This is a genomic window from Antiquaquibacter metalliresistens, from assembly GCF_029211225.1.
Lineage (GTDB): Bacteria > Actinomycetota > Actinomycetes > Actinomycetales > Microbacteriaceae > Rhodoglobus > Rhodoglobus metalliresistens.
Map to the genome: position 1 here is coordinate 112,861 of NZ_JARGEM010000005.1, position 20,813 is coordinate 133,673.

Sequence of the window (20,813 nt, forward strand, 5' to 3'; positions counted from 1 at the left end):
GCGCTCAGGCGTGCAGGGCGGCGTTGAGGGTGATGCCCGAACCGGTGCGTGAGGTCGCCTCCACGGCGCCCGTCTGCGAGTTGCGGCGGAACAGTAGCCCCGGGGTCCCGCTCAGCTCGGCGGCCTTCACGACGCGTTCGGCACCGTCGATCAGCACCGTGACCTTCGTGCCGGCGGTGACGTAGAGGCCCGCCTCCACGACGCTGTCGTCGCCGATCGCGATGCCGACGCCGGAATTCGCGCCGAGCAGCGCGCGTGCGCCGATCGAGACCCGCTCGGTGCCGCCGCCGGAGAGCGTGCCCATCGTGGACGCCCCGCCGCCGATGTCCGCCCCGTCGCCGACGACGACGCCCTGCGAGATGCGCCCCTCGACCATCGATGCGCCGAGGGTGCCGGCGTTGTAGTTGACGAAGCCCTCGTGCATCACGGTCGTGCCGGGGGCCAGGTGCGCCCCGAGCCGCACGCGCGAGGCGTCGGCGATGCGCACCCGCTCCGGCGTGACGTAGTCGATGAGCCGGGGGAACTTGTCGATGCCGTGCGCGGCGATCCCGGCCCGTTGCAGGCTCGGGCGCAGTCGCTCGAAGTCCTCGGGATGCACCGGCCCGGCATTCGTCCACACCACGATCGGCAGGTGGGCGAAGATGCCGTCGAGGTTGATCGTGTTGGGGGCGACCAGCAGGTGACTCAACAGGTGCAGGCGCAGGTAGGCGTCCGGGGTGCTGGTGGGTGCGGCATCCAGGTCGATCTGCACCGTGCGGAACTCGAGCTCGACGCCGCGGCGCTCGTCGGCCCCGGTGAGCGCCTCGAACTCGGCGGGGGCGATGTACGGATCGGTGCCGACGGGCAGGGCGCCGAGCTGAGGGTGCGGGAACCAGGTGTCGAGCACGGTTCGGTCGCCGGAGACAGTGGCCAGGCCGTAGCCCCAGGCAGCGCGCGTGGTCATGCACCCACCTTAAACTGTTCGGATGCCGCTGACCGATCCCACCCTCCCCGTGCTCGATCCCGGTGCCGGCGTCGTGGGTCTCACGCGCCAGCTGTGCGACATCGAGTCGGTCTCCGGTAACGAGGCCGCGATCGCGGACGCGATCTGGGCGAGCCTGGCGACCGTCGACCATCTGGAGCTGCACCGGGACGGCGACGCGATCGTGGCGCGCACGAACCTCGGTCGCGACAAGCGCGTGATCATCGCGGGGCATATCGACACGGTGCCGGTGAACGCGAATCTGCCGGTGCGCGAGCACGACGGCATGCTCATCGGCCGCGGCACCGTCGACATGAAGGGCGGCGTGGCCGTCGCGCTCGCCTTGGCTCTCGATCTCGACACCCCGCCGGTGGACCTCACGTGGATCTTCTACGACCACGAGGAAGTCGACAGCGCGCTCAACGGCCTCGGCCGCCTCGCGCGTAACCACCCCGAACTGCTCGAAGGCGACTTCGCGATCCTCGGGGAACCCACGAGCGCGACCATCGAGGGCGGCTGCAACGGCACGGCCCGCATCGACGTGCGGCTGCACGGGGTGCGCGCCCACAGCGCGCGATCGTGGGTCGGCCACAACGCCATCCACGACGCCGCCGGCGTGCTCGCGATCCTCGCCGCCTACGAGCCCGCCGCGATCGAGGTCGACGGGCTCGTGTACCGGGAGGGGCTCAACGCGGTCGGCATCACCGGCGGGGTCGCCGGCAACGTCATCCCGGATGAGGCGGTCGTCAGCGTCAACTACCGCTTCGCGCCCAGCCGCAGCGCCGCGGATGCCGAGGCTCACCTTCGCGAGGTCTTCTCCGGCTACGACGTGGAGATCACGGATCTCGCCGAGGGCGCCCGCCCTGGACTCGACGCGCCGCTGGCTCAGGACTTCCTCGCCGCGGTCGGCGGGCAGGCGAGCCCCAAGTACGGCTGGACGGATGTCGCGCGCTTCTCCGCCCTCGGCATCCCCGCCGTCAACTACGGCCCTGGTGACCCGCTCAAGGCGCACGCGGACGACGAAGCGGTGGCGATCGAGGAGATCCTCGCTTGCGAGCGGGGGCTGCGGGCGTGGCTGACCGGCGGCTGAGCGCCGCGCGCCGGTTGAGCACCGCCGTGCGGGTGCGCTACCGGCTGACGCCGTGGTGGCTCAAGGTGATGGCGGTCTTCGCCGTCTCTCGGGTGGTGACCACGAGCATCCTGCTGTTCTACGCGGCGCGCCAGGAGTCGAACGCCTGGACCGGCGCGAACCCGGACTACTTCGACTTCGCGAAGATGTGGGACGGCCATTGGTACTACATCATCGCCGTGGCGGGATACCCGACCGAGCTGCCGGTCACCGACGACGGGTACGTCGGCGAGAACGCCTGGGCCTTCATGCCCGCCTTCCCGGCGATCGTGCGTCTGCTGATGTTCGCCACCGGCGCGAGCTACTCGGTGCTGGCGGTGGTGGTCTCGGTCGGGTTCGCGCTCGCCGCCGCGCTCATGTTCTTCAAGCTCATGCGTCTCGTGCTGCCCGGCGGCACGGCGCTGTTCGCGGTCGTGCTGTTCTGTTTCGCGCCGCTGTCGCCGATCCTGCAGGTGGCCTACGCGGAGTCGATGCAGCTGTTCCTGCTCGCCCTCGCCCTCTACCTGCTCGTGCAGCGGCGCTACTGGATCATGCTGCCGGTCATCGCGGTGATGGCGCTCACCCGGCCCAGCGGCCTCGCGTTCGCGTTCACGATGCTGCTGCACGTGGGGTGGCGGTGGTGGCGGCGCGGGCACGAGCCGTTCCCGGTGGGCGAGCGCGTGGCATCCGTCGTCGTCGGCCTGTTCAGCGCGTTCATGGGCGTCGCCTGGCTCCTGATCGCCGCGGCCGTCACTGGGTCGCTCACGGCCTATACCGACACCGAACTCGCCTGGCGCTCGGCCTACGTCGGGCACGGCGAGCTGCTGCCGTTCACGCCGTGGGTGCAGGCCGCGGGCTTCTGGGCTCCCTGGTTCGGGATGCCCCTGCCGCTGCTGCTCGTGCTGCTCACCCTCGGCGTCGCGGCCTTCTTCGGCGCCCTGTTCCTGCCCGCCGTGCGCCGGCTGGGGCCGGACATCCGCTTCTGGCTCGCCAGCTACGCGCTCTACCTGCTCGCAGTGTTCTTTCCGCAGTCGAGCACGTTCCGCCTGCTCATGCCGCTGTTCCCCGCGCTCGGCGCCGTGGCCCAGCCGCGCTCACCGTGGTACCGGGTGGGGATCGTGGCGCTCTTCATCGCCGGACAGGTCGCCTGGGTGCACATCGCGTGGTGGGTCAACGGCTACGACTGGAGTCCGCCGTGATCGGTCCCGCCGCGTGCGGGTAGCTGCGGTCGATCGCGCGTGCGTGACCGCGCACCGCGGGCGAGCGCAACCGCGCGCGATGACCGCCCGTGCGTGACCCTGAGTCGCGCGCAGGCCCAACTGCACGGATCCCGCGCGCCGCGCCGCCACGCATCCCGCGACACGCGGAGGGACCGCACGAATCCGTGCATCTGCGCACACCCAGACGCGATGCCGTGACCCATGGTTCCCGGGAAGGCGAGGAATGAACGATAATGGAGGAGTATCCGTGTGAAAGGGGAACACTCATGGCAGCCATGAAGCCGAGGACCGGTGACGGGCCGATGGAGGCTGTGAAAGAGGGTCGCCTCATCATCGTGCGCGTACCCCTCGAAGGTGGCGGCCGCCTCGTCGTGTCGGTGAACGACGCCGAGGCCAAGGAACTGCACGACGCCCTCGCCGGAGTCGTCGCCGTCTAGTCGGAGACCTTCGTCAGCTGCAGCAGCCCGTCCCCGATCGGGGAGAGGGCCGCGAGCACGGCGTCGGATGCGGCGATCTCCTTCAGGAGCAGCCGGAATCCGGCGACCGTGTCGTCGCGTTGTGCCGGGTCGGCGACGCGACCCCGCCACAGCGCGTGCGCGACGATGATCGTGCCGCCCTTGCGGGCGAGACGGATGCCGTGCTCGACGTACTCGATCACCGAACCCGGGTCGGCGTCGATGAACACGAGGTCATAGCTGGTCTCGTTCATGCGCGGGAGCACGTCGGCCGCGCGTCCGCCGATGAGGCGCACGCGGTTCGCGGGGATCTCGGCGTCGAGGAAGGCCTTGCGGGCGAGCTGCTGGTAGTCGAGCTCGGCGTCGATCGTGGTGAGCGTGGCATCCCCGGCCCCCGTCATGAGCCACAGACCGCTGACGCCGAGGCCCGTGCCGATCTCGATGATCTGGCTGGGGGCGCTCGCCGCGGCGAGCATCGCGAGGTGGGCGCCGACCGAGGGCGAGACGGGTTCGACCCCGAGTTCGATGGAGTGCTGGCGCACGGCCGCGATGTCGTCGCGTTCGACGACGAACTCCTCGGCGTACTTCCAGCTCAGCAGCATGTCACTCACGGAGTTCACTCTACGGTCGCCTCGCGGACTCGGGAGCTATCCTGAACGAGTGTCCTTCGGCCTGACCTTCGACAAGCTACTGATCATCGCGATCATCGCGGTGTTCCTGCTGGGTCCGGACCGGCTGCCGTACTACGCCTCCCAGCTCGCCCGGCTCGTCAAGCGCCTGCGCGGCATGGCGAACGGGGCGAAGGAGCGCATGCGCGAGGAGATGGGCCCGGACTTCGACGACATCGACTGGAAGAAGCTCGACCCGCGCCAGTACGACCCGCGCCGCATCATCCGCGAGGCCCTGCTCGAGGACGAGGAGGCGCCCGTCGCGATCCGCCCGCCCATCGAATCCGCCTACGCGCAGCGGCAGCGGCTGCTCAAGGAGGGGCGCCCGGCGCCGTTCGACGCCGAGGCCACCTGAGCGGGGAACTCAGCGGCGGCGGATCGCCTTGAGGGCCTTCAGCAGCGTCACGAGCACGCCCGAGAGGCGCTCGAACTCGGGGCCGACCCGCGGCAGGCCGATGAGTCCGGTGGCCTCGGCGATCGTCGTCGAGTCGACGTAGCGCAGCATGCCCTCGGGGCCGTTGCGGCGGCCGAGTCCGGACATCTTGAGCCCGCCCATCGGGGCGGCGACGGTGCCGAAGCTGGCCCGGTACCCCTCGTTGATGTTCACGCTGCCCGCCTCCAGTCGCGCGGCGACCCGGCGGGCGCGGGCACGCGATCCGGAGAATACCGAGGCGTTGAGCCCGAACTCGGAGTCGTTGGCGGCCGCGATCGCCTCGTCTTCGTTGTCGACGACGTAGATCGAGACGACGGGACCGAAGGTCTCCCCGGCGAAGCACTCCATCTGCTCGGTCACTCCCGAGAGCACGGTGGGGGCGTAGAAGAAGGGGCCGAGCTCCGGCCGGGCGACACCGCCGGCGAGCACCGTCGCGCCCTTGGCGACCGCGTCGTCGACGTGGGCCTGCACGCGCTCGAGCTGGGCGGCGGAGGTCAGGGAGCCGACATCGGTGCTGTAGTCCAACGCCGAGCCCTGCTTGAGGCCGGCGACGCGCTCGGCGAACGCGGTCGTGAACGCCTCCGCGACACCGCGCTCGACGTAGATGCGCTCGATCGAGACGCACAACTGCCCCATCGAGGAGAAGGCCGCGTACGCGGCATCCGCGGCGGTCTTCACCGGGTCGACATCGTCGAGCACGATCATCGGGTTCTTGCCGCCGAGCTCCAGGGATGCCCCGTGCAGCTTGCCGATCGCCCGTGCGCCCACCCCGAGCCCCGTCGGGGTCGAGCCGGTGAACGCGACGTAGTCCCCGGCGTCGACGACCGCGTTGCCCACGACCGCCCCGGGACCGGCGACGACCGCCCAGAGCGCGGCGGGAACCCCGGCGTCGATGAACGCGCGGCGGGTGGCGAGGATGCTGAGCGCCCCCTGGTTGTCGGCCTTCTGCAGCACGGCGTTGCCGGTGGCGAGCGCGGGCACGACGTCCATCGCGGCGAGCGAGATCGGGTAGTTCCACGGGGTGACGATCGCGATGAGGCCCTTGGGGCGATAGCTGACCTTGGCGCGCAGCACCAGCGGGATGGCGGAGCGCCGCCCGTGGGTGCGCAGCACCCGGGCGGCCGAGAGCGCGCTGTACCGGGTGACGGATGCCGCCTGGAACACCTCCTCGAAGGCCTGGCCTCGGGTCTTGCCCGACTCGGTCTGCAGCAGGTCGAGCAGCTCTCCGCGGCGCTCCAGCAGCAGGTCGTGGGCCTTGAGCAGCACCGCGCGGCGGTGGGCGGGGCTGGTGGCGCGCCAGGCGGCCTGGGCGACGCGGGCGGCGGCTGCGGCATCCGCGACGTCCTGGGCGCTGCTGATCGGCAGCTCGTGCAGCACCTCGCCCGTGAATGGGGCGATGACGGCAGCGGTCTCGCCGCTCGTCGCGGTGAGATCGGTGGTGAGTTCGGCGGCGCGCGACGACACTGTTGCTGGCATGTGAGCAGCCTAATTCCTGCCACTATGCTCGCGACATGAGTGCAGCGCTGCCCACCCTCAGTCGTCGCAGCATCGCGACCTACGCCATCGGCTCGCTCGGCACCGGCGGCTTCGCCACACTGCCGGGCCTCGTGCTCGTGTTCTACCTGACGGACACCCTCGGGGTGGCCGCGCTCGCCGCCGGGCTGCTCGTGACGCTCGCGAAGGTCTGGGACGTCATCATCGATCCCGTCATCGGTGCCGGCAGCGACCACAGCCTCGCGCGCCGCGGTTCGCGCCGCCCGCTCATGCTGCTCGGTGCGATCGCGCTGCCGGTGTTCTTCGTGCTGACCTTCGCGGTGCCGGCGGGGATCTCCCCGCTCGTGGCCGGGGTCTGGGTGATGGTCGCGTTCCTGCTGACGGCGACGGCATTCAGCCTGTTCCAGGTGCCCTACATCGCGCTGCCCGCCGAGCTCTCCGAGGGCTACGACGAGCGCACCAAGCTCATCTCGGCGCGCGTGGTCGTGCTCACCATTGCGATCCTGCTGTTCGGCGCGGGCGGGCCCGAGATTCGCGACGCGTTCGGCGCCGACGAGCACCTCGGCTACCTCGTGATGGCGATCGTCGCGGGGCTGGTGATCGGCATCGGGATGCTCGTCTCATCCTTCGTCGCCCCCACCGGCCTGCCGACCCAGAGCCTCCCGCGCCGCTCGGTCGTGGAGGACTACCGCGCCGGCTTCGCGGCGCTGCGCCGCAGCCAGCCATTCCGGGCGCTGCTGCTGACCTTCCTGCTGCAGGGGCTCGCCACCGGGCTCATGCTGGCCGGGGCACAATACGTGGCGCAGTGGGTGCTCGGCACCGGGGTCACGATCCTCTTCGTCTCCCTGATCGCCCCCGCCGTGCTGTTCGCGCCGGTCTGGGCGATCATCTCGCGGCGCATCGGCAAGGAGCGCGCCTTCGGTCTCGCCTCGCTGCTGTTCGGCATCGCGGCGGCCTCGATGGTGCTGCTCGTGTGGTTGCCGGGGGAGTGGGTGTACGCGCCGGTCGCGCTCGCCGGCGCCGGGTATGCGGGCATGCAGTCGCTGCCGATGGCGATGCTGCCCGATGTGATCTCCCACGACGCCCGTGCCAGCGGCCCGGGCAATGCGGGCACCTTCGGCGGCGTCTGGACCGCCGGGGAGACCACCGGCATGGCCTTCGGGGCGACCGTGCTGACCATCGTGCTGGCCATCACCGGCTACCTGGAGTCCACGGGGGCGCAGCAGGTGGTGCAGCCCGACTCGGCGATCCTCGGCATCGTGCTGGCATTCAGTGTGGTGCCCGCCCTGATCATCGCGGCCTCGCTTGTCGCCTTCGCGCGGTACCCCCTCCGGAAGGCGGATGTCGATGCGGTTCGCTGAAGACCCGGCCCGGATCCTCGCGCGGCTGGGTGAGCTGCGCGCCGCGGATGCCCCGACCCACGGCGGGCACGTGCTCTCCTACGTCTACGACTCGGGCGTCGCGGAGCTCGACGAGTTGGCGGCATCCGCGATTCGGCTCGTGCAGCCCGTCAACGGGCTCGACCCGACGACGTTCACCTCGGTCGCCGTCATGGAGCGCGAGGTGGTCGGCTTCGCACGCGAGCTGTTGCACGGCGACGACGCGGTGGTCGGCAGCGTGACCACGGGCGGCACCGAGAGTTGCCTGCTGGCGGTGAAGACCGCGCGTGACGTCTGGCGGGCATCCGCCGACCCGGCTCTGGTGCCGCGGCTGCTCGCCCCGGTGACGGTGCACGCGGCGTTCCAGAAGGCCGCGCACTACTTCGGGCTGGAACTCGATCTGGTGCCCGTGCAGCCCGACGGTAGGGTCGCCGCCGCCGACCTGATCGCGCGCATGGGGCCGGATGTCGCGCTCGTCGTCGTCTCCGCGCCGAGCTACCCACACGCCGCCCTCGACCCGATCGCCGAGGTCGCGGCGGCGGCCTCGGAGCGGGGCATCTCCTGCCACGTGGACGCGTGCATCGGCGGTTGGGTGCTGCCGTTCTGGCCGGGCCTGGCGCCGTGGGACCTCCGAGTGCCCGGAGTGACGAGCGTCAGCGCCGACCTGCACAAGTTCGGCTATGCGCCCAAGGGCGTCTCGGTGCTGCTGACCCGCGGTCGCGACCGCCAGCGCCTGCAGTACTTCGCCACGACGCGTTGGCCGGGGTATCCCGTGGTGAACCCGACGATGCTCGGGTCCAAGTCGGCGGGGGCGCTCGCGGCGTCCTGGGCGATCCTGCACGCGCTCGGGCGCGACGGGTTCGCGGAGCTCGCGGCATCCACCCTGCGCGCCACGCATGCGCTCGTCGAGCTGATCGGCTCGATCGAGGGGCTTCGGGTCGTCGGCGAGCCGGTCGGGCCGCTGCTGGCGGTGGCGACGGATGACGCGGCCCCCGTCGAGCGCCGCATCGACCCGCACCACTGGGCCGACCAGGTGCGCGCCCACGGATTCCTGCTGCAGCTGCAGCCCGGTCTCGTGCAACCGGACGGCACCGCGCTGCCACCGACCACCCACCTGACGATCACGCCCGTGACGGAGGCCGTGCTCGAGGAGCTCTCGGCAGCGCTCGTGACAGCGGCGGACGAGGTGCGCGGGGTGGCGCCGGTCTCGCCCGCCGACGTGCTCGGTGCGCTGCCGCCGGAACTCGTCGCAGGGCTGACCACGCCCGGAGCACCGCCGCTGGACTCGGAGTCCGCGCTCGCGATCCTCGGCGGCATCGGTCTCGCCCCGGGCGATGGGGGACTGCCGGAGCGCATGGCGCCGTTCCTCGCGCTCATCGCAGCGCTCCCTGCGCCGTTGACCGAGCGGCTGTTGACCGAGCTGATCGCGCGCACGTTCGAGCCGCGTTAGGCGTGCTGCGCCTCGAACCGTTCGGCGACCTCCCGCAGCGCATCGACGACCGCGCGCACTGACGGTCGCTCGGCGCGATCCGGGCGCAGCAGCGCCGAGATGAGCCGGCTCGCTCGAACGCCCTTGAGGGGCCTCGTGATGAGCCCGTTCTCCCGGTCGCGAGTGGTGTAGCGCGGGAGGATCGCGATGCCGCGGCCGGCGGCGACGAGCGACTCGACGATGCCGTTGTCGGTGATGCGCTGCGCCACGCGGGCCGGGCTGCCGTTGGCGGCCTCGACGCCGCGCAGGATGCGGTCGAACGGCAGCCCCGAGGGCACCCCGATCCAGGTCTCGTCGATGAGGTCGGCGGGCGTCAGCTCGCGCTTGGCCCCGAGCGGATGCCCCTCGGGCATCGCCACATCCAGCGGCTCGCGCATGAGGGGCACCACGGTCAGGCCGCGCTCGGTCCAGGCGGGCAGCACGTTGGGGGAGTCCGCGAGCACGATGTCGAAGTCCGCGGTGAGGTCCATCACCTGCTGCACCTGGCCGTCGAGGTCGTGCACCGTGAGCGTGAGGCCGGGCATCCGGTCGACCGCGGCGAGCACGCCGGGCAGCAGCATCTCGCCGGCGGTCGGGAAGAGGTTCATGGTGACCTCGCCGCGCGGCGACGAGCGAAAGTCCGCCCACAGGGCCTCCGCACGCTCGATCGCGGTGGCGATGTCGGTCGCGGTGCGCACGAGCGCGCGGCCGGCCGCGGTCAGCTGGATGCCGCGCCCCGAGCGCTCCGTGAGCGGGATGCCCGCCTCCCGTTCGAGGATCTTCAGCTGCTGCGACACCGCCGATGCGGTGCGACCCGTGGCGCGGGCGACCGCCGTCACGCTGCCGCGATCGGAGAGCTCGCGAAGCAGCTCCAGGCGCCGAACATCCATGTAGTTAGGCTACACAATAGCTTTAGCAACGTGTACTCGATCCGAACGGTGCTGTCCGGTTCACTAGAGGCATGACCTTCGAACTCCACCCGCCGCGTCTGACGACGCCGCCGCCTCGCGCGGTCCACGCAACGCCTCGGCTCCGCCGGGGCGTTCTTGCGTTGACGGCCGCCGACGGGTTCTAGGCGCCGCCCACGCCGAACGGCAGGGGCTTGCCGGCGAGCCCGCGCGGTCGGGTGGCGAGTCGTTCGGCGAGCTCGAGGATGACGCCGGCCGCGGCATCCGACGGCTGCGCGAGCACCACGGGGTGCCCCGCGTCCCCGCCCTCGCGCAGGGCCTGGCTGAGGGGGATCGAGGCCAGCAGGGGAGCACCCAGGCGGGCCGCGGCATCCGCACCGCCGCCGGCGCCGAAGATGCCGCCGGCCATGTTCTCGACCACACCGATCACGCGCTGCCCGGTCTGGCGGGCGACGAGGCCGCTGCGCTCGGCGACCTCGGCGGCGGCCGGCTGCGGGGTCGTGACCACGAGCACCTCGGCGTGCGGCAGCAACTGTCCCAGCGAGATCGCGATGTCGCCCGTGCCCGGCGGCAGGTCGACGAGCAGCACATCGAGGTCGCCGAAGTACACGTCGGTGAGGAACTGCGTGAGCGTGCGGTGCAGCATCGGCCCGCGCCAGGAGACCGGGGTGCCGGGGTCGACGAACATGCCGATCGAGATGACCTTCACGTCGAAGGCGATCGGCGGCAGGATCATCTCGCCGACCTTCGTCGGCTTCGCGTCTGCCACCCCCAGGAGCCCCGGGATGGAGAATCCGAACACGTCGGCGTCGACCACGCCGACCGCGAGCCCGCGAGCGGCGAGCGCCACGGCGAGGTTCGCGGTGAGGGTGGACTTGCCGACCCCGCCCTTGCCGCTGGTGACCGCGACGACGCGGGTGAGGGTGTCCGGCCCGAACTGCAGCGCCTTCGGGCGGCCGCCGCGCAGTCGTTCGGTGAGGGCCGTGCGCTCCTCGGCGCTCATCACCGAGACGTTCACGGTCACCGCGGTCACGCCCGGGGTTCCGGCGGTGGCGGCCCGCACGTCGCGCTCGATGGTGTCGGCGGCGGGGCATCCCACGATCGTCAGCTTGAGGTCGACGGATGCCGCGCCCGCCGCATCCACGGAGACCGCCCCGACCATGCCGAGCTCGGTGATCGGGCGCCGCAGTTCGGGATCGATGACGCGCTCGAGCGCGTCGCGCACCCGCTGATCGAGCCCCTCGTCCCGATCGGGTCCGCCGGGATCCACGTCCTTACCCACGCTGGTCTCGGCCGCGTTCGACCGCTGGCTCGTCGCCCTTCTCCAGCTCCTCCAGCAGGGCGCGCAGTTCGGCGCGGATGAACTCCTTGCTCGCCATGTCCTGCATCGCCAGGCGCAGCGCGACCACCTCGCGGGCGAGGTACTCGGTGTCGTTGAGGTTGCGCTCGGCGCGTTGCCGGTCCTGCTCGATCTGCACGCGGTCGCGGTCGTCCTGTCGGTTCTGCGCGAGCAGGATCATCGGCGCCGCGTAGGAGGCCTGCAACGACAGGATGAGGGTCAGCAGCGTGAAGTTCGTCAGGCGCGGGTCGAACTGCGCCTCCTCCGGAGCCGTCGAGTTGTAGACGAGCCACACGACGACCACGACGGTCATGCCGACGAGGAACCAGGGCGTGCCCATCGCGCGCGCGAAGGCCTCGGAGAAGCGGCCCATGCGATCCCGGCTCTGGAAGAGCGAGAAACTGCCGGCCGAGCGCATGCCGCGCGGGGTGTCGAGGCGGGCACCCTGCCGGGTGGAGCGGTGATCAGCTCTGGCCATGGGATGTCCTCCTTCCCTTGCGGACGGCTACTGCTGCGGTCGAGGTGCTCACGGGACTCGGGGTCTCGTCGCTCGTACTTCGCCAGTCGTCCGGCAGCAGGTAGTCGAGGACATCGTCAATGGTCACCACCCCGACGAGGCGATGGTTCTCGTCCACGACCGGCACCGAGACCAGGTTGTAGCTCGCGAGGATGCGGGAGACCTCGGCCGCGCTCGTGTGCCCCTGCACCGGTTCGAGGCTCGGGTCGATGAGCGTGCCGAGCCGCTCATTGGGCGGATAGCGCAGCATCCGCTGGAAGTGCACCATGCCGAGGAACCGACCGGTCGGCGGCTCGTACGGTGGCAGGGTCACGCAGATCGCCGCGCCCAGGGCGGGGGCCAGTTCGTGCCGACGGATGAGGGCGAGCCCCTCCGCGACGGTGGCGTCGGCCGAGACGATGATCGGCTCGGTGGTCATGAGGCCGCCGGCGGTGTCCGGGGCGTAGGAGAGCAGGAAGCGCACGTCCTCGGCCTCTTCGGGCTCCATGAGGTCGAGGAGGGCCTCGCCGCGCTCGTTGGACAGGTGCGCGATCAGGTCGGCCGCGTCATCCGGCTGCATCTGGTCGAGCACGTCGGCGGCACGGTCGTCGTCGAGGTGGCCCAGGATGTCGACCTGTTCGCTCTCCGGCATCTCCTCGAGCACGTCGGCGAGACGGTCGTCGCTGAGCTCCTCGGCGACCTCGAGCATGCGCTGCTCGGGCAGGTCGAGCATCGCGTTGGCGAGGTCGGCCGCCTGCAGGTCGGCGTAGGCCTCCACGAGCTGGGATGCGGACTGCGATTCGCCCTTCGGCGTCTCGTCGTCGATCTCGTCCCAGGTGGCGAAGGTGGTCGCGCCGCGCGCGAAGGGGGATGCGATGCCGCGTGGGCGGCGCAGGAACACCTGCGTGATCGCCCACTCGGCGGGACCGGTTTCCTCGATCGCGACGTCCTCGATGTGCGCTTCGCCCGAGCCGTCGCGCAACCGCACCTTGCGGCCGAGCAGTTCGGCGAGCACGCGGGTCTCACCACCGCGCTGCTCGAAGCGGCGCAGGTTGATCAAGCCGGTGACGATGACCTGACCGGAGGCGATGCTGGAGACCCGCCCGATCGACAGGAACACCCTGCGCTTACCGGGCACCTCGATGACCATGCCGACCACCTTCGGGCCGCCCTTCGAACGGCCGACGACGAGCACGTCGCGCACCTTGCCGACCCGGTCGCCGTTGGGGTCGAAAACGGAGCACCCGACCAGCCGGGCGACGAAGATCCGCGTCACGCTCACGTGTAGAACCCTACCCCCGCGTGCCAGAATGACCGGGTGAGCAACCAGTCCGCGTTCGGCCGCAGAGGCCCAGTCACCCCGTCCATTCCCAAGGGGGACGTGCTCGGCACCTACGACACGTACCTCGAGGCAGCCGCGGTCGTCGACCGCCTCTCCAAGGCCGAGTTCGACGTGGCCCACCTCTCGATCGTCGGCAACGACCTCAAGACCGTCGAGCGCGTGACCGGCCGCCTCACCTACCCGCGCGCCGCGCTCGCGGGCGCCGCGAGCGGTGCGTGGCTCGGCCTGTTCTTCGGGCTCGTCTTCACGCTGTTCTCGCCGCTGTCGCCACAGCTGTTCGGGTTCGTGGGCTCCGCGCTGCTGATCGGCGCCGGCTTCGGCGCGATCTTCGGCATCGTCGGCTACGCGATCACCCGCCGCAGCCGCGACTTCACCTCGACGCACCAGGTGATCGCCTCGAACTACCAGGTCATCATCGACCCGGAGCTCACGGCCAAGGCGCAGGCGGTGCTCTCGACGCCAGCCTCGTAGCGGGCGCCACTCCGGCGGCGCCGATCATCGGCCGCGCCGACTCCCGTTGTGAAGGATCTCCTTCACAACGGGAGTGCGCGGGGGGCGCGCGCCGACCGCTGTGTGCGCCGCTCGGGTTTGGGCAGGACGCCCGTGCATGAGGTGCGCGCCCGCGCAGGGAGAACGCAACTGCACGGATTTCGCATGACACGCCGCGAACTCGGCTGCGACACGCGTGCCGGCGGCGAAATCCGTGCAGCGACGCACGCCGACGTCCGCAGAAGGTCGTGTCGGCGCACCTAGCGTGCGCGCGCCATCCACTCCTCGACCTCGTCGGCGGTGCGCGGGATGCCTGCCGACAGGTTCTCCGCGCCCGTCTCGGTGACGAGGATGTCGTCTTCGATCCGCACGCCGATGCCCCGGTACTCCTCGGGAACGGTGAGATCGTCGAGTTGGAAGTACAGTCCCGGCTCGATCGTGAACACCATGCCGGGCTGCACGATGCCGTCCGCGTAGAACTCGCGTCGGGCCTGCCCGCAGTCGTGCACGTCGATGCCGAGGTGGTGGGATGTGCCGTGCACCATGTACCGGCGGTGGTACTGCCCGTCGGGCTCGAGCGACTCCTCGGCGCTCACCGGCAGCAGGCCCCACTCCGCGGTCTTCGCCGCGATGACTTTCATGGCGGCGGCGTGCACCTCGCGGAACACGATGCCGGGCTTGACGATGGCGAACGCGGCATCCGCGGCCTCGCGCACCGCCTCGTAGACGCGACGCTGCACCTCGCTGAAGGTGCCGCTCACGGGCAGGGTGCGGGTGATGTCGGCGGTGTAGTAGCTGTCGACCTCCACGCCGGCGTCGATGAGGATGAGGTCGCCGGGTACGACGGGGCCGTCGTTGCGGGTCCAGTGCAGGATGCACGCGTGCGGTCCCGAGGCCGCGATCGTGTCGTAGCCGACCGTGTTGCCGTCCGCACGGGCGCGGCGGTTGAACGTGCCCTCGACGATGCGCTCGCCGCGGCGGTGGGCGATGACGTTCGGTAGGTCGGCGATCACATCGTCGAAGCCGTGCTGCGTCGCGGCGATCGCGGCGCGCATCTCGGCGATCTCGAAGGCGTCCTTGGTCAGGCGCAGCTCGCTGAGGTCGCGGGCGAGCTCGTCGTCGCCCTCCACCTCGAGCGCCTCGGAGTCGGCGACGAGCAGGCGGCGTCCGTCGATCTGGTCGGTGAGGTCTCGGTCGGCGTCGCGCACCAGCAGGGTGGTGGCATCCACGGCCTCGAGCAGTTCGGGCAGATCGGCGAGGCTGCGGGTCGCGATGCCGAGGTCGGCGGCGACGTGGTCGAGCGAGGGGCGACGCCCCTGCCAGAACTCGCCGATCGTGGGGTTGGCGTAGAACTCGGAGGTGCCGCGCGGCGCGGTCTCGCGAAAGTACAGCACCGCGTCGTGGCCGGTGGCGGTGGGCTCCAGGACGAGCACGCTGCCCGCCACGGTGTCGCTGCCCCACCCGGTGAGGTGCGCGAATGCGGAGTGCGCGCGGTAGGGGTACTCGGTGTCGTTGGAGCGGGTCTTGAGGTCGCCGGCGGGCAGGATGAGCCGCTTGCCCGGGTACTTCGCCGAGATGCGCGCGCGGCGTTCGGCTGCGTAGCGGGCGTGCTCGCGCATCGGCGGCAGCGGCTCGTCGAGCTCGGCCCAGTTCGAGCCGATGTAGTCGGCGAACCGGTCGGACTGCGGCAGGGTGGAGCGATTCGTGGTCGCCTTGGGCGCTTCGGCTTCTGATTCGGCCATGCTCCATTGTCGCGCAGGATCGTGGCGCGGTGCGTGCCGCGGGCGCTCAGCCCGCGGGTGTCAGTTGCGCGATCACGGGGCGGTGGTCGCTGCCGTAGCCGTCGTGGGACTGCACGACGCGCATCCCGCTCACACGCCAGTTGGGACTGGCCATCACGTGGTCGATCGGGGCGCCGAGGATCGCGGGCAGCTGGCTCGGCCAGGTACCGAGGGCGGCGTTGTCCGTTGCGGATGCGGCATCCACGCACGTGCCGAGGGTGCCCCCGTCGGTGCCGAGCCCGGCGTAGTGGTCGAGGGTGGAGTTGAAGTCGCCGGCGAGGATGACGTTGCCACCCGTGCACCGGCCGGCGAGCCATTCCAGATCGCCGCGCCAGTTCGCCATCTCGCCCGGGATCGGTGCGACGGCGTGCACCGCCACGATCACCGGACCGGTGCCGTCGACCGGGGAGGCCACGAGGGAAGGCAGCGTCGCCGTTGTGCGGAGGGTCTCGTCCGCGGCGTACTCGCCGAGCTCGACGCTGATCAACAGCGACGTGGATCGCGCCTTCGAGACCTCGTCATAGGCTGCGGTGAAGTGCGCCATGGGTTCGCCCGCGCTCGTCATCAGCCGAGCCACCTCGAGCGCGATCTCGCGCGTCGTCTCGGGCAGCGCGATGACGTCGGCGCCGGATTCGAGCGCGAGCTGGGCGATGAGCTCGGGGGATGGGGCATCCCCGAGGGTGTTCCAGGCGAGCACCGTGATGTCGCTGTCGGTGCGGGTCTCGAAGGCCTCGTCGCCGAATCCTCGGGTGGCGAGCACCACGGCGTTCACGGCGCAGAACACGAGCATCACGAGGGCGAGCGAGGCCGCGAACCGGCGCACTCCGGAGGAGAGCAGGGCCACGAGGGTGAGGGCGATCACGAGCACCAGTCCGACCGCGACGGCGAGTCCCCGCAACGAGACGAGTTGGGCGATCACGGGCGCGGTCGCCAGCCCGAAGACCTGCGGCCACGCGACCACGAGCAGGGCAGCCGCAGCGGCGACGAGCAGCAGTGCCGCGATGATCCGTCCCATGCACCTAGCATTGCAGGGTGTCCGGCCCGATCGATCTCCACACGCACAGCGCGGTGTCCGATGGCACCGAGACGCCGACGCAGCTCATCCGTTCCGCGGTCGAGGCGGGGCTCGGCACCATCGCGATCACCGACCACGACTCCACCGCGGGGTGGGCGGAGGCCTTCGCCGCGGCCGACGGCACCGGGCTGACGGTCATCCCGGGCATGGAGCTCAGCACCAACTACGGCCCGGCGAGCGTGCACATGCTCGCCTATCTCTTCGACCCGCTCGACGCGGAGATCGTCGCAGAGACGGCGCGCATCCGCGACGGTCGCCTGCACCGTGCCGAGCGCATCGTCGAGCGCATCGCGCGGGACTACGAGCTCAGCTGGGACGACGTGCTCGCCGAGTCATCCGACGGCACGACCCTCGGGCGTCCGCACATCGCGGACGCGCTCGTGCGCAAGGGGCACGTGCCCAACCGCAGCGCCGCCTTCGAGTCGATCCTGCACTGGCAGGGCGGCTACTACGAGAAGTACTACGCGCCGTCGCCGCTCGAGGGCGTGCGGATGATCGTCGCGGCGGGCGGCGTTCCGGTGCTCGCCCATCCGGCCAGCCACGGCAAGTACCGGGCGATGGATGACACGGTCATCAAGCAACTCGCCGACGAGGGCCTTTTCGGCCTCGAGGTGGGGCACCGCGACAACTCCGAGGAGGGCAAGGCCCGCCTGCTCGAACTCGCCGGAAAGTACGGGCTCGAGGTGACGGGATCCAGCGACTATCACGGGGCGGGCAAGCCGAACAGGCTCGCCGAGAACACCACCAGCCCGCAGGTGCTCGCCAAGCTCATCGCCCGGGGCACCGGGTCCGCACCGTTCCGCGGCTGAGTCAGCGGCGCCAGGTCGCGCCGAGCGGGGCGCCCGCACCGACGAGCGTGAGCTCGTCAGCGGTGCAGGTCGCATCGACGTCGCTGAGCTGCGTGTAGTCGGGCACGGGGATCTCGACCTCGGGCGTGGTGCCCTCGGACTCGGTGACCTTCGCCCAGTTGTCGAACTGCACCGTGTGCTCTCCCGTGCGACTCCAGTCGCCGGTCGCCGAATAGGCCGAGGGCACGGAGATCGGGATGCTCTGATCCCCGGCCACGAGCGTGCCCGAGGTCTGCAGGCCGATGTCCACGCTCACGAGCCCGTCGGGGGTGAAGGCGAGCGTGCCGGCTCCCTCCATCGCGAACCCCTCAATGGGAATGCCGAGGCCGGTGAGGTATGCCTCGGACTGGCTCGAGTAGTCGGGAACGTCGAGGGTCCAGGTGCCGATGAGGCAGTCGTCGTCCCGCGTCTGGCCGGGCGGTCGCGGGTCTGTGGCGTCGGGATCCGGCCCGGGTGCGGAGCACCCGGTGAGCAGCACAACGGCGATGGCCGCGGGGACGAGAGCTCGCATGGCTCTATGGTGCTCCCCGGCGGACCCGTTGTCGAGGCTCCGGCTAGGCGGCGGGCGGCGTGGTGCCGGCGCCACCGCTGGGGCGCCGCCGCCGCACGCGCTTGCGTCGCGCGGGACCGGCGCCGTCATGCGTGCCGCCGCCGTCGGCGCTCTCGCGCACCACGTCGGTCGTGTGGGTGCGCTCGCGCGGCGGGCGCGAAGCGGACGCGCCGCGCGAGGAGCCGGAGCCCGATCGCGCCGGGCGACCGCTGTCACGGCTGGAGGACGCCGAGGCCTCGCGGGCCCGTGCTGGCGGTGCGCCGGGCAGGCGGCCCTTCGTGCCCTCGGGGATGTCGAGGTCGGTGTACAGGTGCGGGCTCGACGAGTAGGTCTCGGTCGGCTCCGGAATGCCCATGTCGAGCGCCCGGTTGATGAGCGACCACTTGTGCAGGTCGTCCCAGTCCACGAAGGTCACGGCGATGCCGGTCTTGCCCGCGCGTCCGGTGCGGCCGGCACGGTGCAGGTAGGTGTCGTGATCGTCGGGGATGGTGTGGTTGATCACGTGGGTGACGTCGTTGACGTCGATGCCGCGGGCCGCGACATCCGTGGCGATCAGGATGTCCTTCTTGCCGGCCTTGAACGCGGCCATGGCGCGCTCGCGCTGCTCCTGGTTGAGGTCGCCGTGCACGGCGGCGGCGTTGAAGCCGCGGTCGTTGAGCTCCTCGACGAGTTTGGCAGCGGCCCGCTTGGTGCGCGTGAACACGACGGTCTTGCCGCGACCCTCGGCCTGCAGGATGCGGGCGATCACCTCGTCCTTGTCCAGGTTGTGCGCCCGGTAGACGATGTGCTTGATGTTCGCCTGCGTGAGCCCCTCGTCGGGGTCGGTCGCACGGATGTGGATCGGCTTGTTCATGAAGCGCCGTGCGAGGGCCACGATCGGGCCGGGCATGGTCGCGGAGAACAACATGGTGTGGCGGGTGGGGCTGGTCTGCGCGAACAGCTTCTCGATGTCGGCGAGGAAGCCGAGGTCGAGCATCTTGTCGGCCTCGTCGAGCACCATGACCTTGACGTCTTTCAGCGACAGCAGCCGCTGCGAGGCGAGGTCGAGCAGACGGCCCGGAGTGCCGACGACCACCTGCGCGCCGGCCTTGAGCTCCTCGACCTGGCCCTCGTAGGCCTTGCCGCCGTAGATCGCGGCGATCTTGGTCTTGCGGTTGGAGGCGGCGAGCACGAGGTCTTCGGCGACCTGGACGCACAGCTCGCGGGTGGGCACCACGACGAGCGCCTTCACGCCGGGCTCGGGATCGGTGCCCAGCGACTGCAGCAGGGGCAGCCCGAAGCCGAGCGTCTTGCCCGTGCCGGTCTTGGCCTGGCCGATGATGTCCTGGCCCGCGAGGCCCATGGGAATGGTCTGCTGCTGGATGGGGAACGGTGCGACGATGCCCTTGGTGGCGAGAGCGTCGACCATGTCCTGATCGATATTGAGATCTGCGAATGTTGCTGAATTAGTCAAAAGAGTGAGTACGCCTGTCAGGTCTACGAGATGCGCCCGTTTTGTCTCCTGGGGCGCAGGACCTCCGCCAGAACGGGAGGGTTGCCTTCAGTCTATAAGCTTGGGGGCGTGGCAACGTGGTTCCGGCGCAAGCCAAGGCGTATCGATTCGCCCAGGGTGCGTCCCCGGTCGGAGGAACTGGCGACCACGAAAGTCGAGCTCATCGAGTTCACGCCGCCCCTGATCGAGTTCCTCGGGCGTGCCGCGTACATCGAACTCACCCTCTTCGAGAACCTCTCGCGGGCCATCTCCACGGCCCCCACCGTCTCGGCGAAGGCCGCGCTTGGCCGCGGCGCCGAGTTGACGCTGGCCCGGCATCGCACCCTGCTCGATGAGCTCGCCGCCGCCGGTGCCGACCCCGCCGAGGCGATGAACCCCTACACCAAGCCCGCGGACGAGTTCGAGCGCGAGACCCACGGCGGCGACTGGTACGAGACCGTGCTGACCTGCTACCTGACCACGGGCTTTCTCGACGACTTCCTCGGCAAGCTGGCCGCTGGGCTTCCGCACGACGCCGCCCGCATCGCGGCGATCTTCGGCGGGGAGACCGCCGAGACCACGCTCGCGACGGAACTCGAGACCGCGATCGAGGCCCACCCGCGGCTCGCCTCCCGGCTGGCGATGTGGGGTCGGCGACTCGTCGGCGACACCATGCTGCTGGCCCGTTCGGCACTCGTCTACAGCGCGGACCACCTCTCCGACGAGGCGCGCATCGAGCCCGTCTTCAGCGAGCTGATCGCGGCGCACACCCGCCGAATGGATGTCCTAGGCCTTACCGCCTGATAGCTGCGTCAGCAGTCGCGCGTCCGATTCGATCCGTCGCCGCGGGAGCACGAGCGCCACGACGAGCGCGGCGATCCCCGACGCGGCCAGGCTCGCGACCCAGATCCAGGTGCCGTCGAAGGTCATACCGACCCAGAGCAGCGCGACCCACACGATCGACGCGGCCGCGGCGGCGATCGCGGGCAGCAGCAGCACACCGTAGGTGCCGCGCTGCGGCACGAGGTAGCGGATGATCAGCCCGATCGCCGCGGCGATGACGATCACGAACAACAGTTCCATGGGATGCCTACGCCACGAACCCGATGCGGCGCGACTCCTCGGAACCGAGCTCGACGTAGGCCAGCGCCGCGATCGGCACGATGTAGAGCTTGCCCTTGTCGTCGCTGAGCGTGAGGTACTTCGCGTCGGAGCCGAGGGCGTCTGCGACGAGCTTCTCCACGGCGGCCGCGCTCTGCTCCGACTCGAAGTTGAGTTCGCGGGGGCTGTTGGTGATACCGATACGAATGTCCACGCAGCAAGAGTAC

The 20,813-nt window shown here is 70.7% G+C and carries 22 protein-coding genes; 9 read left to right on the forward strand and 13 right to left on the reverse strand.

What is annotated here, in order from left to right; genetic code table 11:
* Positions 1 to 4 precede the first annotated feature (4 nt).
* Positions 5 to 943, reverse strand: coding sequence for a 2,3,4,5-tetrahydropyridine-2,6-dicarboxylate N-succinyltransferase (gene dapD, locus PYV02_RS10530; protein WP_275758911.1), 939 nt, complete (start codon positions 941 to 943; stop codon positions 5 to 7).
* A 22-nt stretch (positions 944 to 965) separates the two neighbouring features.
* On the opposite strand from dapD, the gene dapE reads away from it, so the two are divergent.
* From dapE to PYV02_RS10545, 3 genes are all read left to right on the forward strand, one after another.
* Complete coding sequence (gene dapE, locus PYV02_RS10535; protein ID WP_275758913.1) at positions 966 to 2,051, forward strand: succinyl-diaminopimelate desuccinylase; 1,086 nt, start codon at positions 966 to 968, stop codon at positions 2,049 to 2,051.
* Positions 2,033 to 3,268 (forward strand): mannosyltransferase family protein, encoded by a 1,236-nt coding sequence (locus PYV02_RS10540; RefSeq protein WP_275758915.1) that lies wholly within the window; start codon positions 2,033 to 2,035, stop codon positions 3,266 to 3,268. The genes dapE and PYV02_RS10540 overlap by 19 nt, the downstream gene beginning before the upstream one ends.
* Positions 3,269 to 3,555: 287 nt before the next feature.
* Positions 3,556 to 3,726: a DUF3117 domain-containing protein gene (locus tag PYV02_RS10545; RefSeq protein ID WP_275758926.1), complete on the forward strand. Its 171-nt coding sequence runs from the start codon at positions 3,556 to 3,558 to the stop codon at positions 3,724 to 3,726.
* Here PYV02_RS10545 and PYV02_RS10550 read toward each other — a convergent pair.
* Positions 3,723 to 4,355: an O-methyltransferase gene (locus tag PYV02_RS10550; protein WP_275758928.1), complete on the reverse strand. Its 633-nt coding sequence runs from the start codon at positions 4,353 to 4,355 to the stop codon at positions 3,723 to 3,725. The genes PYV02_RS10545 and PYV02_RS10550 overlap by 4 nt on opposite strands.
* A 49-nt stretch (positions 4,356 to 4,404) precedes the next feature.
* Here PYV02_RS10550 and PYV02_RS10555 point away from each other — a divergent pair, with 49 nt between their 5' ends.
* Positions 4,405 to 4,767, forward strand: a complete 363-nt coding sequence (locus PYV02_RS10555) for a sec-independent translocase (RefSeq protein ID WP_275758930.1) — start codon at positions 4,405 to 4,407, stop codon at positions 4,765 to 4,767.
* Between the two features lie 9 nt (positions 4,768 to 4,776).
* Here the strand turns inward: PYV02_RS10555 and PYV02_RS10560 are convergent, their stop codons facing one another.
* Positions 4,777 to 6,321 (reverse strand): succinic semialdehyde dehydrogenase, encoded by a 1,545-nt coding sequence (locus tag PYV02_RS10560; protein WP_275758932.1) that lies wholly within the window; start codon positions 6,319 to 6,321, stop codon positions 4,777 to 4,779.
* 35 nt (positions 6,322 to 6,356) lie between these two features.
* On the opposite strand from PYV02_RS10560, the gene PYV02_RS10565 reads away from it, so the two are divergent.
* The gene (locus PYV02_RS10565; RefSeq protein WP_275758934.1) at positions 6,357 to 7,700 is read left to right on the forward strand and encodes an MFS transporter; all 1,344 of its coding nucleotides are present in this window, start codon (positions 6,357 to 6,359) and stop codon (positions 7,698 to 7,700) included.
* Positions 7,687 to 9,168: a pyridoxal phosphate-dependent decarboxylase family protein gene (locus tag PYV02_RS10570; RefSeq protein ID WP_275758936.1), complete on the forward strand. Its 1,482-nt coding sequence runs from the start codon at positions 7,687 to 7,689 to the stop codon at positions 9,166 to 9,168. Before PYV02_RS10565 ends, PYV02_RS10570 begins: the two co-directional genes overlap by 14 nt.
* Here PYV02_RS10570 and PYV02_RS10575 read toward each other — a convergent pair.
* The 4 genes from PYV02_RS10575 to PYV02_RS10590 all read right to left on the reverse strand — a co-directional run bounded on the left by PYV02_RS10575 (position 9,165) and on the right by PYV02_RS10590 (position 13,211).
* Complete coding sequence (locus PYV02_RS10575) at positions 9,165 to 10,076, reverse strand: LysR family transcriptional regulator (protein WP_275758938.1); 912 nt, start codon at positions 10,074 to 10,076, stop codon at positions 9,165 to 9,167. The two genes, PYV02_RS10570 and PYV02_RS10575, sit on opposite strands and share 4 nt — an antisense overlap.
* 181 nt (positions 10,077 to 10,257) lie before the next feature.
* Complete coding sequence (locus PYV02_RS10580; protein WP_275758940.1) at positions 10,258 to 11,376, reverse strand: Mrp/NBP35 family ATP-binding protein; 1,119 nt, start codon at positions 11,374 to 11,376, stop codon at positions 10,258 to 10,260.
* Complete coding sequence (locus PYV02_RS10585; RefSeq protein ID WP_420833618.1) at positions 11,369 to 11,911, reverse strand: DUF1003 domain-containing protein; 543 nt, start codon at positions 11,909 to 11,911, stop codon at positions 11,369 to 11,371. Before PYV02_RS10585 ends, PYV02_RS10580 begins: the two co-directional genes overlap by 8 nt.
* Positions 11,898 to 13,211 (reverse strand): magnesium transporter MgtE N-terminal domain-containing protein, encoded by a 1,314-nt coding sequence (locus PYV02_RS10590; protein WP_275758942.1) that lies wholly within the window; start codon positions 13,209 to 13,211, stop codon positions 11,898 to 11,900. The genes PYV02_RS10585 and PYV02_RS10590 overlap by 14 nt, the downstream gene beginning before the upstream one ends.
* Before the next feature lie 36 nt (positions 13,212 to 13,247).
* Here PYV02_RS10590 and PYV02_RS10595 point away from each other — a divergent pair, with 36 nt between their 5' ends.
* Entirely contained in the window at positions 13,248 to 13,742 is a 495-nt protein-coding gene (locus PYV02_RS10595; protein WP_275758944.1) for a YflT domain-containing protein, read from the forward strand.
* A gap of 278 nt (positions 13,743 to 14,020) precedes the next feature.
* Here the strand turns inward: PYV02_RS10595 and PYV02_RS10600 are convergent, their stop codons facing one another.
* Both PYV02_RS10600 and PYV02_RS10605 read right to left on the reverse strand, forming a co-directional pair.
* Positions 14,021 to 15,502: an aminopeptidase P family protein gene (locus tag PYV02_RS10600; protein ID WP_275758946.1), complete on the reverse strand. Its 1,482-nt coding sequence runs from the start codon at positions 15,500 to 15,502 to the stop codon at positions 14,021 to 14,023.
* A 46-nt stretch (positions 15,503 to 15,548) separates the two neighbouring features.
* Positions 15,549 to 16,556: an endonuclease/exonuclease/phosphatase family protein gene (locus tag PYV02_RS10605; protein ID WP_275758948.1), complete on the reverse strand. Its 1,008-nt coding sequence runs from the start codon at positions 16,554 to 16,556 to the stop codon at positions 15,549 to 15,551.
* 17 nt (positions 16,557 to 16,573) lie between these two features.
* Here PYV02_RS10605 and PYV02_RS10610 point away from each other — a divergent pair, with 17 nt between their 5' ends.
* Complete coding sequence (locus PYV02_RS10610) at positions 16,574 to 17,425, forward strand: PHP domain-containing protein (RefSeq protein WP_275758950.1); 852 nt, start codon at positions 16,574 to 16,576, stop codon at positions 17,423 to 17,425.
* Position 17,426: 1 nt separating this feature from the next.
* Here PYV02_RS10610 and PYV02_RS10615 read toward each other — a convergent pair whose 3' ends face one another.
* Together PYV02_RS10615 and PYV02_RS10620 are read right to left on the reverse strand one after the other, a co-directional pair.
* Complete coding sequence (locus tag PYV02_RS10615; RefSeq protein WP_275758952.1) at positions 17,427 to 17,975, reverse strand: hypothetical protein; 549 nt, start codon at positions 17,973 to 17,975, stop codon at positions 17,427 to 17,429.
* Between the two features lie 43 nt (positions 17,976 to 18,018).
* Positions 18,019 to 19,422, reverse strand: coding sequence for a DEAD/DEAH box helicase (locus tag PYV02_RS10620; RefSeq protein WP_275758954.1), 1,404 nt, complete (start codon positions 19,420 to 19,422; stop codon positions 18,019 to 18,021).
* Between the two features lie 153 nt (positions 19,423 to 19,575).
* Here PYV02_RS10620 and PYV02_RS10625 point away from each other — a divergent pair, with 153 nt between their 5' ends.
* Positions 19,576 to 20,289 (forward strand): ferritin-like fold-containing protein, encoded by a 714-nt coding sequence (locus PYV02_RS10625; protein WP_275758956.1) that lies wholly within the window; start codon positions 19,576 to 19,578, stop codon positions 20,287 to 20,289.
* On the opposite strand, the gene PYV02_RS10630 is transcribed toward PYV02_RS10625, so the two are convergent.
* Positions 20,272 to 20,568, reverse strand: a complete 297-nt coding sequence (locus tag PYV02_RS10630) for a hypothetical protein (RefSeq protein WP_275758958.1) — start codon at positions 20,566 to 20,568, stop codon at positions 20,272 to 20,274. The genes PYV02_RS10625 and PYV02_RS10630 overlap by 18 nt on opposite strands.
* A gap of 7 nt (positions 20,569 to 20,575) precedes the next feature.
* Entirely contained in the window at positions 20,576 to 20,800 is a 225-nt protein-coding gene (locus PYV02_RS10635; RefSeq protein ID WP_275758960.1) for a DUF3107 domain-containing protein, read from the reverse strand.
* Between the last annotated feature and the right edge of the window lie 13 nt (positions 20,801 to 20,813).